This window comes from Nocardioides jiangsuensis, assembly GCF_019679455.1.
Classification (GTDB): domain Bacteria; phylum Actinomycetota; class Actinomycetes; order Propionibacteriales; family Nocardioidaceae; genus Nocardioides_C; species Nocardioides_C jiangsuensis.
In genome coordinates this window covers 1,467,764-1,480,186 of sequence record NZ_JAIEZQ010000001.1, presented here as the reverse complement: position 1 = coordinate 1,480,186, position 12,423 = coordinate 1,467,764, and the positions used below count along the sequence as shown (strand labels likewise).

Genomic DNA, 12,423 nt, shown 5'->3' with positions numbered 1-12,423 from the left:
CGAGAAGACGTGCGTCTCCCGGGCCGCGGGTGCGGTCACGGGCGGCCGGTCCCCTCGGCGGCGACCCGCTCGAGCGCCAGCCGGTCGACCTTGCCGTTGGGCAGCAGCGGGATCTCCGCGACCCGGACCAGCTGGCGGGGCGCCCACTCACGCGGGTAGACCTGGGAGACCCAGTTGCGCAGGTCGTCCAGTGGCGGGACGTTGCGGGCGGGGGTGCCGGACGGGGAGACCACGACCGCGACCACCCGCCGGCCCCACTCGGCGTCGGGCACGCCGACCACCTCGGCGGCCTGGATCCGCGGGTGCTCCCGGAGGCGGCGCGCGACCGCCGGCCCGGGGACCTTGACGCCGCCGGAGACCACCACGTCGTCGGCGCGACCCAGGACCTGCAGCCGGCCGTCATCGTCGAGGCGGCCGAGGTCGGAGGTGAGGAAGCAGCCGTCCTCCATCACCTCCGCGGTCAGCCCCGGCTGCCCGTTGTACCGGTCGAAGAGCACCGGGCCGCCGATCCGGACGCGCCCGTCGCCGCCCACCTTGACCGCGACCCCGTCGAGCGGGACCCCGTCATAGACGCAGCCGCCGCAGGTCTCGCTCATCCCGTACGTCGCGACGACGTGCACGTCCTCGGCGGCCGCGGCCCGTCGCAGGGCGGGCTCCACCGCGGCGCCGCCGACCAGGACGGTGTCGAACGTGCGCAGCGCCTCGACGTCGCGCGGCGAGGCGAGCATCCGGGTCAGCTGGGTCGGGACCAGCGAGACGTAGCGCCGCCAGCCGGTCATCGCGTCGGTGGCGGCCGCGAAGTCGGCGTGCTCCTCGAGCACCACCGGGTCGATGCCGGACAGCAGCGAGCGGAAGAGCACCTGGACCCCGGCGACGTACGTCGCGGGCAGGTTCAGCAGCCACTGGCCGGGCCCGCCGAGCCGCAGGGCGGTCGCGGTCGCGGAGGCCCGCATCGCGCGGCGGGAGAGGACGACGTGCTTGGGCGTGCCGGTCGAGCCCGAGGTCTCGATGACCAGGGGCTCGGGTTCCTGGGGCGCGGCCTGCCACTCGGAGAGCAGTGCGTACACCTCACGGGGGGTGCCGCGCACGGGTCGAAGGCTGCTCACGAGAGACAACGCTATGCCTGACACAATCCACCGCTATGGCAACCCCTGCACAGTGGCTCGAAGGCGCGCGCCCGCGCACCCTCCCCGCGGCCGTGGCCCCCGTCCTCGCCGGGACCGGCGTGGCGGCGTTCCTCGACTCGGCGGTGTGGTGGAAGGCGTCCCTCGCGCTCGTGGTCGCCCTGGCGCTCCAGGTGGGGGTCAACTACGCCAACGACTACTCCGACGGGATCCGCGGCACCGACGCGGACCGGGTCGGGCCGCTGCGGCTGGTCGGCTCCGGCGTGGCGACGGCCGCGCACGTGAGGAGGGCGGCGTTCCTCGCCTTCGGGGTAGCGGCCGTGGTCGGCCTGGTGCTGGCGGTCACCACTGCCTGGTGGATCGTGCTGGTGGGCGCGGTGTGCATCGTCGCGGCCTGGTTCTACACCGGCGGCGAGAAGCCCTACGGGTACCTGGGGCTGGGGGAGGTCATGGTGTTCGTCTTCTTCGGCCTGGTCGCGGTGACCGGGACGACGTACGTCCAGACCGGGTCGTTCCCGCTGGCGTCGCTCTACGCCGCGGTCGGGATCGGGGCGCTGGCCTGCGCGATCCTGGTCGCGAACAACCTGCGCGACATCCCCACGGACCGGGAGGTCGGGAAGCGGACGCTGGCCGTGGTGCTCGACGAGGAGCGGACCCGGTACCTCTACGCGTTCCTGGTCGGGCTCGCCGTCGTCGCGCTCGTCGGCGTGGCCCTGGAGACCACGTGGCTGACGCTGCTGGCCGTGGTGTTCCTGGTGCCGGCCGTGCCCGCGCTGAGGCTCGTCCTGAGCGGTACGACGGGGCGTGGGCTCGTCCCGGTGCTGCAGCGGACCGGTACCGCCGAGCTGGTCTACGGCGGCGTCCTGTTCCTCGCCCTCCTGCTCCCTCGTTGAGGCGTCACTCGTTCGGCGTTGAGGCGTCACTCGTGAGGTGTCGAGGCGTCACTCGTTCGGCGGGTCAGCCGCGCCGAACCACCTTGTGGGTGCCGTCGCACCAGGGCATCCGCTGCGACTTCGCGCAGGCGCACACCGCGACCACCGGCCGGGTCGCCGGGTGCAGCGTGCCGTCCTCGTCGCGTACGGCGTCCGCGCCCCGCACCAGCACCGGCCCGTTCGGACACACGCGCGTCGTGACCTCCGCGGTCGCGGACTCGAGCGTCACCTCGCCCTCACCGACCGCGATGCTGCGGGCGGTCGCACTCACGCGACGGCCTCGGTCTGCTGGGGCTGCCGCAGGGACCCGAGGCCGAGCTGCCAGCTCGTGAGCACGTGCTCGGCCAGCAGGGAGTCGGTGAGCAGGCACGCCGCGGCGCCGAACAAGACCTCCGTGCGGAGCTCCGGCTGCTGCTCGACGAGGGCCCCGCAGATGTCCCGGACCGCGACCTGCTCGTGCACCGCGTCGGCCTCGACGTGCTCGTCGAAGTACTCCGCGATCTCCTCGGGCAGGTCGAGCCGGCGGATGCCCCCGACGTACTTCTTGCACGGCAGCGAGCTGGTCGCCTCCAGTGCCGCGAGGTGGCCGACGGACGCGCCACGCAGGCGGCGGTGCAGGCCGAAGAGGCTCATCGCGTTGCTCAGGGCGAGGGTCAGGCCGGGTACGGCGTCCACGTAGGCGCCGTAGGTCCGGTCGAGACCGCAGGTGGCCATGCCCTCGGCGAAGAGGTGAGCGTGCTGCCGGTGCGCGCGGCCGGCGCCGTACTCGTCGTACTGCAGCTCCACCAGGGCGACTTTGGGACCGTCGGGCAGCCGCGGGATCGTCCAGGTGTGCGGGTCGGCCTCCTTGAGCTGGTAGATGCTGCGGTGGACCAGCACCTCCTTGAACTGCTCGGCCGTGGCCTCGCGGTGCAGGTGCTTGGCGAGCGAGGGCCCGTCGAACGAGGAGACCAGTCCGAACAGCTGCTCCGGGAGGTCGGCGTCGGGACCCGCCGCGGCGACACCGGCGTCCACGGCCTTGCGGCACGCGGTGCGGAGCGCTCTCTCGTAGACCGTCTCGAGCTCGCGGCGGACGGCGAGCAGCTGCGGCTCCCACTCCCAGCCGTCGTCGACCCCGTCGAACCCGCGGTAGTGCAGCTCGTAGAGCATCCACAGCGACAGGTGCAGGTCGTCGTCGGTCAGCGGCGCGGACGTGCCGGCTGCCGCGCGTGCGGCAGCCACGGACGTGGCGTCGAGCACGACCTCGCCGGCGAGTACGTCGACGAGGTGGGCGCTCAACGGGCCACGGGGTGCGGGCAGGTGCATGGACACTCCTGGTGCAGGTACGGGTCGCACCGCAGGTACCCCTCGTCCCGTCCGTCATGCCGTCGACCGCTCCGTGTGGCGCCTCGAGGTCTCGCGCCGCGCGGTTCTCCCCATCTGCCCGTCGGGGGTCGAATCGGGCTCTTCGGACAGCGGAGGTCGGACGATCTTCGACCTTCCCGGTGGCCGGAAAGTGTCGGTGGTCGGTCGTAGGTTGGGGTGATGGAGGCGGTGATCGAGGACCAGGACGCGGCGGGGACGCTGGCGTCGCTGGCTCGGTTGCGTCGGGTCCGGGTGGAGGCGGAGCGGGACGTGTTCTTGCTCGTGGCGCACTTCGCGGACCTGTGCCACGCCGACTCCCGGCAGAGGTCCGCGGCCCAGGCGGGCCGGGCGGGTGGGGCGGGTGGGGTGTTCACCGGGATGGAGCGGGTCGTGTCCCTGGGTGGGGTGGGGACGCCGCTGGTGCGGGAGTTCGCCGCCTCGGAGGTGGCCGGGGAGCTGGAGATCTCCACCTACGCCGCGCGGGCGCTGCTGGCCGACGTCCTCGATGTGCGGCACCGGCTGCCCCGGCTGTGGGCCCGCGTGATGGCGTGTGAGGTGGCGACGTGGGTGGCGCGGAAGGTCGCGGTGGCGACCCGGGACCTGACACTCGAGCAGGCGTTGTTCGTCGATGCCGGGGTGGCGGAGTACGCCGACGGCCGGTTGTCCTGGTCGAGGTTCGAGACGGTGCTGGAGGCCCGGGTCGTGGAGGCGGACCCGGAGGCGGCGGCGGCGCGGGAGGCGGCGGCCGCGGCGGAGCAGTTCGCGAAGGTCGGCCGGTCCAACGAGCACGGCCAGAAGACGCTGTACGTGAGGTCCACCGCGGCGGTGATCACGAGGATCGACGCCACCTTGGACTACCTGTGCCAGGCGCTGCGGGCGCTCGGCGAGACCGAGAACGCGGACGAGCTGCGGGTCAAGGCGATGCTGCTGCTCGCCAACCCGCTCCAGGCCGTCGAGCTGCTGACCGCCTACAAACACGCCCACAGCCGCGCCGGCCACACCCGTTCCGACCCGTCCGACCCGAGCACCGCCGGTCCGAAGGCCGCCGGTCCGGGCGCCGCCGGGCCGGGCGCAGCCGGGCCGGGCGCAGCCAGGTCTGAGGCTGGCACCGAGCCGGGCTGCGATGCGTCGGACGACGACGCACCCGGTTCAGCCCCGGTCCCTGTTGCCGGTGGTCCGGCTCCCGGCGCAGACGCCGGAGCAAGCGGCTCGACGTTCGGTGGTTCGGACGAGGACGAGGACATGCCGCTGCCGTTCGACGGCCCGGCGTCTGGTCCGGCATCCAGCACCACCTCGGATTCAGGGTCGGACTCGACGTCTGGGCCGGATGCCGGGCCGCCGAGGCTCGGCGAACGCGACCTGCACCCGGGCGAGAACGACGCCGACGACCCACCCGACCCCGGCCAGGGGACAGCTCTGCCCTGCCCCACCTGCGGAGCAAGGCCGACGCTGGCAGGCTCGACGTCACCACCGGCCAGCGACGCACAGCCACCGACAGGGGACCCGTCGCCGTTCACGCAGCCGGCATGGTTCCGGCCAGCCGACCTGCCCGCACCCGCTGCCGGGCGTGGGCACGTGGTGGGGGTGGACTGGGCCCGGCTGCTGCCCACGGTGACCCTGTACGTGCACCTGACCGACCACACCCTGGCCACCGGCCACGGGGTCGCCCGCTGGGAGGGCGAGGGACCGGTCTCGGCGCGGTACGTCCGGGACTTCCTCGGCCCGACCAGCCGGTTCACCATCAAGCCGGTGATCGACCTCGCCGGCCAGGCGGCCGTGGACGCCTACGAGGTCCCGGACCGGCTCCGCGAGGCGGTGCACCTGCGCACCCCGGCCGACGTGTTCCCGTACGCGTCGAACACCAGCCGCCGGATGGACCTCGACCACACCCGGCCCTACCGGCACGGTGTTCCCGCTGCAGGCGACGCCTCGGCCCGCGATGACGACCCGCCAGCGGGCGCCGGAGACGGGCTCACCGAGAGCGCACTGCGCACCGGGCAGACCCGGATGGACAACCTCGGCCCGCTTGGCCGGTTCCATCACCGGGTCCGCACCCACGGCAACTGGGCCGTCGAACAGCCCTTCCCGGGCATCTACCTCTGGCGCGCACCCCACGGCAGCATCTACCTCGTCGACCACACCGGCACCCGCAAGGTCACCGACCCCTGGACCAAGTCGGCCACCGGCCAGAACGACCACACCGACGGCGCGAGAGACGACACCGAAGCCGGCCTCGCCACGGTCACCCCGCTCGAGACCCACTTCTCACTGATCATCACCGAAGGCGCAGCCTGATTCAATCCGCCCTTCGTGCTCACTGGACGTGTCCCCATTCGGTGCCAGCTGGCCAGCTCGACCGGTGGGCAGCCGCTAGAAAGAGCGTCCCGCCGGACACCTCGACCAAGCCTCGCAACGGCCCGATCGTGCGTCCAGTCAACAAGTAGCCGATCACAGGGCGTTCGCACAGGGGACCGAGTCAGTCCGGGGTGGTGGCGTCGGTTAGGGCGATTCAGCGCCGCGGTTCTGCGATGGTTTCAGTGGGACGGCGTTCCGCCGTGCGATCCCGCCAGCGCAGGTAGTGCTCGGTGTAGATAAGTCCGAGCAAGATCCCGATGGCGCCGAGACCCGCCGTGTTCATGTCCTCCCAGACGAACTCCCGACGCGATGCCAGGGTGGCAACCACGCCGACCGTGACGACCACAGCCATGAAGGTCAGACGAGACGCGAGATCGCGCCGGAACAACAGTTGCCAGATCGTCCCGGCGGTCATTCCTACAACGAAGAAACTGACACGATCTGCACCCGTGACGTTGCTGACCAGGGACGCGAAGCCGCCCGAGAACCACGGGATCAGCCATGCCCATTGCCTGCCGGGCTCCCTGTTCAGTGCATTCCCTTCCACGCGGACAGAGTGGCACGTGGTGCCCTCCGTCAGCATCCCGGAGCAGCCGCTGAGCGGACAATGCCAATGAGTGGACGTACTCAACCGCCGACGTAGCCCTAGTGGCCGCAGAACACCCCGCCCAACGTTGCTCATGTCGCGGATAGAACGTTGACAACGCGCTGGGGCTCCTCATCGCCCGGTGTGACCCGGGGAGGCGGACGCTGTCGGTGCGCCGGTCTAGGTTCTCAGCATGGTGACCTGGCAGCTCACGATCGACTCGAACGACCCGGCGCGGATGGCGCGGTTCTGGGCCCCGCTGTTGGGCTATGTGCCCCAGCCGCCGCCCGACGGCTTCGACTCCTGGCTGGCCTACTACCAGTCCGTCGTGCCCGAGGAGGATCTCGGCGGGGACCCGGACGACTACATCGACAGGCTCGTCGATCCGGCAGGCGAAGGGCCGAGGATCTGGTTCCAGCCGGTGCCGGAGAAGAAGACCGGCAAGACCCGGTTCCACTTCGACATCTTCGTGGCCGACCGTTCCGCGCCGATGGAGGAGATCGTCGCGACCGTCGACGCCAAGGTTGCCGAACTGGTCGACCTCGGCGCCACCGTCGACCATCCGGTCAGGATCGACACCGACACCCTGCAGCGGTACTCCGTGGTGATGCACGATCCGGAAGGAAACGAGTTCTGCGTGGCGTGAGGCTTGGTGTGACCGCACACCTCGGACGCGACAGCCACGGGAGTGTGCATGGTAGTGCGACGCATCGACTAGGTAATGGCTGAGTCTGTCCGTGTGGGCGACATCGTCGAACGTCCGGAGCAGCCGCGATCCGCGCGGGCGTGTGCCTGTGGACGGTCGCGCCTTGGTCAGGAATTGGACGAAGGGTTCTTGACCCTGTCCCCGGTGGCCTTCAATCCGACAGCGGCGACGAGCAGCGGCAGTACCGCGAACCAGTACCGGCCCGGCCAGTCGCGGTCGTACCGGCTGTCGCCCGATACCAAGTAGGCGAGCATCATGAGCCCGAAGACGGTGCCGGCGACCGCCACGAGAACGACCGCGAGGTAGCGCAGAACCTGGGCGACCAGGCGCCGGTTCTCTGCAATGGTCTGTTGGTGCGCTGCGAGGATGGCTTCGGGCGTGCGGCGGTTCGCCTCGGTCATGGCGGGGTCCTTGGCTGGTGGGCTTCGGCTGCAGGGTATGCCGGTCAAGCGGGCTTCGTCTCCGCCTCGCCCCAAAAAACGACGTGCCCGAACCGACGTCCTGACCTGCCGCGGACTGCTTGTGAGACTTGGCCTACCACGCCGCCGTCTGCCCGGCGCGGCGTACTTCATCGTCGCCGGGCGCCGCCTTGCACGGGGTTCCGCACAGGCATCAGGCCAGCTGGTCGCGGCGGCGTGTCAGGTAGGCGGTTTCGGCGGTGTTGCCCGCGAGCTCGATGGCTTGGTCGTACGCCGCGCGTGACTTCTGGCTGCGGCCCAGCCGGCGCAGCAGGTCGGCGCGGGTCGCATGGTAGGCGTGATAGCCGGCGAGCCTGTCCTCGAGCCGGTCGACGACCGCCAGTGCCACCTCCGGACCGTCGAGCTCGGCGACCGCGACGGCCCGGTTGAGCACGATGATCGGCGAGGGGTCGAGGCGGACGAGCTGGTCGTAGAGGGCGACGACCTGCGACCAGTCGGTGTCGCGTGCCTCGCGGGCGGAGGTGTGCACGGCGTTGATCGCTGCGAGGATCTGGTAGCGCCCCGGAGCTTCCCCGGCGGCCAGGCGCTCGCGCACCAGCCGATGCCCCTCGGCGATCAGCGCCGCGTCCCAGGCCCCGCGGTCCTGCTCGTCGAGGCTGACCAGCTCGCCGCTCGGCGAAACCCGGGCGGTGCGGCGGGCCTCGGTGAGGAGCATGAGTGCCAGCAGCCCGGCCACCTCACCGTCCTCCGGCATGAGGGCACGGACCAGGCGCGTGAGCCGGATCGCCTCGGCGGTCAGGTCGTGACGTACGGGATCGGTGTCGGGTCCGGTCGCCAGGTAGCCCTCGTTGAAGACGAGGAAGAGGACGGCGAGTACGCCGGAGACGCGTGCCGGGAGGTCCTCCGTGGACGGCACCCGATACGGGATGCGAGCCGCCTTGATCTTGGCCTTCGCGCGGGTGATCCGCTGCCCCATGGTGGTCTCCTGCACCAGGAAGGCACGGGCGATCTCGGGCACGGTCAGACCGCCGACCATGCGCAGCGTCAGCGCTACGCGGGTCTCCGTCGCGAGCGCCGGGTGACAGCAGGTGAAGATCAGCCGGAGCCGCTCGTCGTCGATGGCGCCCAGAGGCTCGGGCGGCTCGTCGTCGTACAACGTCTGAGCCTCCTTCTGCTTGTCGCCACGCTTGTTCTCGCGCCGGATCCGGTCGATGGCCTTGCGGTTGGCGGTGGTGGTCAGCCACGCGCCAGGGTTGGGCGGTACGCCGTCGGCCGGCCACCGCTCGACGGCGGTCGCGAACGCCTCGGCCGCGGCCTCTTCAGCAATGTCGAGGTCACCGAAACGCCTGGTCAGGGCGGCGACCACCCGCGCCCACTCCTCGTGGTGGGCCTGCGTGATCGCCTCCCGGACCTCGAGCCTGTTCACAGGAACGGCCGCACCTCGACCTTCCGGTTGCAGCTCTTCGACCCCTCGGCGGCGAGCTCGAGCGCCACGTCGAGATCGGCGGCCTCGATGATCCAGAAGCCGGCGAGGTACTCCTTCGACTCCACGAAGGGGCCGTCGGTGAACACCGCCTCGTCACCCCGGTTGTCGATGACGGTGGCCGGGTCGGGCGACCCGAGGCCGCCCGCGAAGACCCAGTGACCCTCGGCCCGGAGCCGGTCGTTGAACGCGTCGATGTCGGCCTCCTCGGTCGGGGTGGCCAGGCCGGTGCCGTCGTCGATCACGGAAACCAGGTACTGCATCTCGGATCATCTCCTGTGGTTTTGGGGCGCCCCTCCTGGGCGGCCGCTCACCCCTACGACGAACACCTCTGCCCCGATCCGACACCGCCTCCCGGACTTCTTTCAAGCACTTCCTGGTACGCCGGTCGCGTCGGATGGGCCGGAACACCTGCTGCGTGTCGTCCGCCGGAACGGCAACAGGGACAACACCCAGTCAGTCCCGGGGCTCGACCCACTCGCCGGTCTCGGCGAACTTCTCCAGCGTCGCGAGGTACGGCGCCACGTCGATGCCCTGCTCCCCGAGCCACGCGTCGGAGTAGTACGTGTGCGCGTAGCGCTCCCCACCGTCGCACAGCAGCGTCACCACGCTCCCGGCACGCCCGGCGGACCGCATCTGCGCCACGAGCTTCAGCGATCCCCACATCGCCGTACCCGTCGACGCGCCCACGAGCCGGCCGGTGACCGCGCTGGACCACCGGGCCGCGGCGATCGACGCCGCGTCGGGGACCCGGATCATCGCGTCCACGACCGACGGGATGAACGACGGCTCCACACGGGGCCGCCCGATCCCCTCGATCCGCGACCCGCAGCCGGTGGTGTACGCCGGGTCGTCCTCGGCCCAGCCGGGGAAGAACGCGGAGTTCTCGGGGTCGACCACGCACAGGCGGGTGTCGAGGCGGCGGTACCGGACGTAGCGCCCGATCGTGGCCGACGTACCGCCGGTGCCCGCGCCCACGACCACCCAGTCCGGGATCGGGTGACGCTCCTGCGAGAGCTGGTCGTAGATCGACTCGGCGATGTTGTTGTTGCCCCGCCAGTCCGTCGCGCGCTCGGCGTAGGTGAACTGGTCCATGTAGTGCCCACCGGTCTCGGCGGCGAGCCGGCGCGACTCCTCGTAGATCGCCGACGGGTCGTCGACGAGGTGGCACCGCCCGCCCTGGAACTCGATGAGGTCGATCTTCTCCTGCGACGTGCTCCGCGGCATCACCGCCACGAAGGGCAGGCCGAGCAGGCGGGCGAAGTACGCCTCGGACACCGCGGTCGACCCGGAGGACGCCTCGATGACGGTGGTGCCCTCGTGGATCCAGCCGTTGCACAGCGAGTAGAGGAAGAGCGAGCGTGCGAGCCGGTGCTTCAGCGAACCGGTCGGGTGGACCGACTCGTCCTTGAGGTACAGGTCGACGTCCCACTCCGCCGGCAGCGGGAACACGTGCAGGTGGGTGTCGGCCGAGCGGTTGCTGTCCGCCTCGACCTTCCGGACTGCCTCGTTGACCCAGGCGCGGTCGCCACGGTCCGCGCGGATGGCCACCGTGCAGCATCCGTCCTTGTGCGACTCCATGGCTCTCCCTCCCGCCGGGAGGCTACTCCCCCGGTCCCTGCGACCCGCGGCACCGACTCAGGTGCGGTCGGAGCCGTCCTCCTTGGCGCGCATCTCCTCGAACTTCTGCGACGCCCGGTTCGCCCGGGCCTCGACCACGAGCGCGAACCGCTCCCGCATCCCGCGGAGCAGGTAGAACGACGCGACCGCGGAGATCACGACCGCGACCAGGAACGGCCAGATCAGCGGCACCGCCTCGCCACCCGTGACGAGCAGGTAGACCCCGACGACCAGCGCGTACGACGCGACGAACAGCCCGAGCCTGGCCAGGGTGTAGACCACGAATTCCTTCACATCACCAGGGTAGACGTCACGCTCCGCAGACGATCTGGCCGTCCCCGCGCAGGCCTTTGCCTGTGCGCCTACTCTTGGACCGTGGGAAAGATTCTGCTGGTCATCGTGCTCTTCGCGGCGGTCGTGTACGCCGGGTTCTGGATGCTCGAGCGCCGCAGGAGCCGGAAGCGGAGCGCCGGTCGGAGGACCGTCCAGCCGCCCCGGCGCGCGGTCGCTCCCGACGACGACGAGGACTTCCTCCGCGAGCTCGAGCGGCGCCGTCGCCGCGCGTCCCGCGGGAAGCAGCCCGGCCCCGAGGCCACGCCGCCCGGTCAGCCCGGCCCGGTCCCGCCGAAGCCGGCCGACAAGGCCCCCGAGGAGCCCAAGGCGCCCCGCCCCGACGACTCCGAGGCGGACCAGCAGCACCGCCCCGAGTAGTCAGGTCCCCGCTCGGACGGGGACCGTCGCACACGGTCCTCCGCTGCGGGTCCGGATCAGTCCAGGCCGGAGTACGAGTGCAGGCCTGAGCCGAACAGGTTGATCCCGACGAAGTTGAACAGCACCGTCGCGAACCCGATCAGCGCGATCACCGCCGCGCCCTTGCCCCGCCACCCGGCGGTCGCCCGCGCGTGCAGGTACGCCGCGTAGACGACCCAGGTGATGAACGCCCAGACCTCCTTGGGGTCCCAGCCCCAGTAGCGTCCCCAGGCGTACTCCGCCCAGATCGGTCCCGCCACGAGCGCGGCGAACGTCCAGATGGGGAAGCCGAACGCGTGCACGCGGTACGCGATCCGGTCGAGCACCGAGGACTCCGGCAGTCGCGCGACGTACCCGGTGGTCCGGAGGGTGCCGCGGGCCTCCGCCCGCGCCTTCACCAGGAACAGCGCGGAGGCCATCGCGCCCACGGCGAAGGCGCCGGCGCCGATCACGGCGGCGACCACGTGGATCACCAGCCAGTAGGAGTGCAGCGCGGGCACGAGCGGCCCGGCCGGCACGTAGAGCAGCAGCACCGCGAGCATGAGCACGACGACCTCGAACGCGGTCACGAGGACGCCCATCCAGCGCAGCGCGTACTTCCGCAGCAGCACGAGGTAGATCAGGGTCACGCCGAAGGCGCCGGCCACCGAGAACTCGTACATGTTGCCCCAGGGCACCCGGACCGGGTCCGACCCGAGGCCGCGGGTGACGAGTCCCGCGAGGTGGAGCAGCGCGGCGAGCACGGTCAGCGCGACGCCGATCCGGCCGAGCTTCTCGACGCTCAGCGCGCGCCCGGACAGCTCCCCGGCGTCCGGCCCGCGTCCGGCGCGCCCGTCCTCCGCGCGGCCCTCGTCGGCGCGCCTGTCGTACGACGCACCCGCGGCACCGCCCGGGGTGTCGACCCCGGAGGTGACCGGCGCGCCCGACGTCCCCACCGCGACCGGCTCCGCGGCGGCGACCGCCGAGGAACCCGCCGGAGCCGTCACCGGTACGGAGCGCGCGAACGCCCACTCGGCCAGGTGGGCCACGAACGCGAAGACGTAGACCACCGACGCGAACGCGATGGCGTTGTTGCTGAAGGCCGCAAAGTCAGCCGTGCTCACG

14 protein-coding genes are annotated in these 12,423 nt (G+C 71.5%); 4 read left to right on the top strand and 10 right to left on the bottom strand.

What is annotated here, in order from left to right:
- Positions 1 to 35: 35 nt before the first annotated feature.
- The gene (locus K1X13_RS07015; protein ID WP_308249436.1) at positions 36 to 1,088 is read right to left on the bottom strand and encodes an AMP-binding protein; all 1,053 of its coding nucleotides are present in this window, start codon (positions 1,086 to 1,088) and stop codon (positions 36 to 38) included.
- Positions 1,089 to 1,141: 53 nt separating this feature from the next.
- On the opposite strand from K1X13_RS07015, the gene K1X13_RS07010 reads away from it, so the two are divergent.
- Positions 1,142 to 2,017 carry a 1,4-dihydroxy-2-naphthoate polyprenyltransferase gene (locus tag K1X13_RS07010; protein ID WP_221024228.1) on the top strand — a complete coding sequence of 292 codons (876 nt, stop codon included), beginning with the start codon at positions 1,142 to 1,144 and terminating at the stop codon, positions 2,015 to 2,017.
- Between the two features lie 64 nt (positions 2,018 to 2,081).
- Here K1X13_RS07010 and K1X13_RS19625 read toward each other — a convergent pair whose 3' ends face one another.
- Together K1X13_RS19625 and K1X13_RS07000 are read right to left on the bottom strand one after the other, a co-directional pair.
- Positions 2,082 to 2,327, bottom strand: a complete 246-nt coding sequence (locus K1X13_RS19625) for a CDGSH iron-sulfur domain-containing protein (protein WP_308249435.1) — start codon at positions 2,325 to 2,327, stop codon at positions 2,082 to 2,084.
- Complete coding sequence (locus K1X13_RS07000; protein ID WP_221024227.1) at positions 2,324 to 3,361, bottom strand: iron-containing redox enzyme family protein; 1,038 nt, start codon at positions 3,359 to 3,361, stop codon at positions 2,324 to 2,326. The genes K1X13_RS19625 and K1X13_RS07000 overlap by 4 nt, the downstream gene beginning before the upstream one ends.
- A 219-nt stretch (positions 3,362 to 3,580) precedes the next feature.
- On the opposite strand from K1X13_RS07000, the gene K1X13_RS06995 reads away from it, so the two are divergent.
- Positions 3,581 to 5,695, top strand: coding sequence for a hypothetical protein (locus K1X13_RS06995; RefSeq protein ID WP_221024226.1), 2,115 nt, complete (start codon positions 3,581 to 3,583; stop codon positions 5,693 to 5,695).
- Positions 5,696 to 5,909: 214 nt separating this feature from the next.
- Here K1X13_RS06995 and K1X13_RS06990 read toward each other — a convergent pair whose 3' ends face one another.
- On the bottom strand, positions 5,910 to 6,302 hold the full coding sequence (locus tag K1X13_RS06990) for a hypothetical protein (protein ID WP_221024225.1): 393 nt from the start codon (positions 6,300 to 6,302) through the stop codon (positions 5,910 to 5,912).
- A gap of 232 nt (positions 6,303 to 6,534) precedes the next feature.
- On the opposite strand from K1X13_RS06990, the gene K1X13_RS06985 reads away from it, so the two are divergent.
- On the top strand, positions 6,535 to 6,987 hold the full coding sequence (locus tag K1X13_RS06985; protein ID WP_221024224.1) for a VOC family protein: 453 nt from the start codon (positions 6,535 to 6,537) through the stop codon (positions 6,985 to 6,987).
- A gap of 167 nt (positions 6,988 to 7,154) precedes the next feature.
- Here the strand turns inward: K1X13_RS06985 and K1X13_RS06980 are convergent, their stop codons facing one another.
- From K1X13_RS06980 to K1X13_RS06960, 5 genes are all read right to left on the bottom strand, one after another.
- Positions 7,155 to 7,448 (bottom strand): hypothetical protein, encoded by a 294-nt coding sequence (locus K1X13_RS06980; protein ID WP_221024223.1) that lies wholly within the window; start codon positions 7,446 to 7,448, stop codon positions 7,155 to 7,157.
- Positions 7,449 to 7,659: 211 nt separating this feature from the next.
- Positions 7,660 to 8,892: an RNA polymerase sigma factor gene (locus K1X13_RS06975; protein ID WP_221024222.1), complete on the bottom strand. Its 1,233-nt coding sequence runs from the start codon at positions 8,890 to 8,892 to the stop codon at positions 7,660 to 7,662.
- Positions 8,889 to 9,212 (bottom strand): YciI family protein, encoded by a 324-nt coding sequence (locus K1X13_RS06970; protein WP_221024221.1) that lies wholly within the window; start codon positions 9,210 to 9,212, stop codon positions 8,889 to 8,891. The genes K1X13_RS06975 and K1X13_RS06970 overlap by 4 nt, the downstream gene beginning before the upstream one ends.
- Positions 9,213 to 9,405: 193 nt before the next feature.
- A complete protein-coding gene (gene cds1 / locus K1X13_RS06965; protein WP_221024220.1) occupies positions 9,406 to 10,530 on the bottom strand; it encodes an L-cysteine desulfhydrase Cds1 in 1,125 nt (374 codons plus the stop codon).
- A gap of 57 nt (positions 10,531 to 10,587) precedes the next feature.
- Complete coding sequence (locus K1X13_RS06960) at positions 10,588 to 10,863, bottom strand: DUF4229 domain-containing protein (protein ID WP_221024219.1); 276 nt, start codon at positions 10,861 to 10,863, stop codon at positions 10,588 to 10,590.
- 81 nt (positions 10,864 to 10,944) lie between these two features.
- Between K1X13_RS06960 and K1X13_RS06955 the strand changes: the two genes are divergently transcribed.
- Positions 10,945 to 11,280 (top strand): hypothetical protein, encoded by a 336-nt coding sequence (locus tag K1X13_RS06955; RefSeq protein WP_221024218.1) that lies wholly within the window; start codon positions 10,945 to 10,947, stop codon positions 11,278 to 11,280.
- Positions 11,281 to 11,336: 56 nt separating this feature from the next.
- Here the strand turns inward: K1X13_RS06955 and ccsB are convergent, their stop codons facing one another.
- The gene (gene ccsB / locus K1X13_RS06950) at positions 11,337 to 12,422 is read right to left on the bottom strand and encodes a c-type cytochrome biogenesis protein CcsB (RefSeq protein ID WP_221024217.1); all 1,086 of its coding nucleotides are present in this window, start codon (positions 12,420 to 12,422) and stop codon (positions 11,337 to 11,339) included.
- Position 12,423: the final 1 nt, after the last annotated feature.

Coding starts and splice junctions, on each gene's coding strand:
- K1X13_RS07010 (WP_221024228.1), top strand. CDS start 1,142: ATGGCAACCCCTGCACAGTGGCTCGAAGGCGCGCGCCCGCGCACCCTC.
- K1X13_RS07000 (WP_221024227.1), bottom strand. CDS start 3,361: ATGCACCTGCCCGCACCCCGTGGCCCGTTGAGCGCCCACCTCGTCGAC.
- K1X13_RS06995 (WP_221024226.1), top strand. CDS start 3,581: ATGGAGGCGGTGATCGAGGACCAGGACGCGGCGGGGACGCTGGCGTCG.
- K1X13_RS06985 (WP_221024224.1), top strand. CDS start 6,535: ATGGTGACCTGGCAGCTCACGATCGACTCGAACGACCCGGCGCGGATG.
- K1X13_RS06980 (WP_221024223.1), bottom strand. CDS start 7,448: ATGACCGAGGCGAACCGCCGCACGCCCGAAGCCATCCTCGCAGCGCAC.
- K1X13_RS06970 (WP_221024221.1), bottom strand. CDS start 9,212: ATGCAGTACCTGGTTTCCGTGATCGACGACGGCACCGGCCTGGCCACC.
- cds1 (WP_221024220.1), bottom strand. CDS start 10,530: ATGGAGTCGCACAAGGACGGATGCTGCACGGTGGCCATCCGCGCGGAC.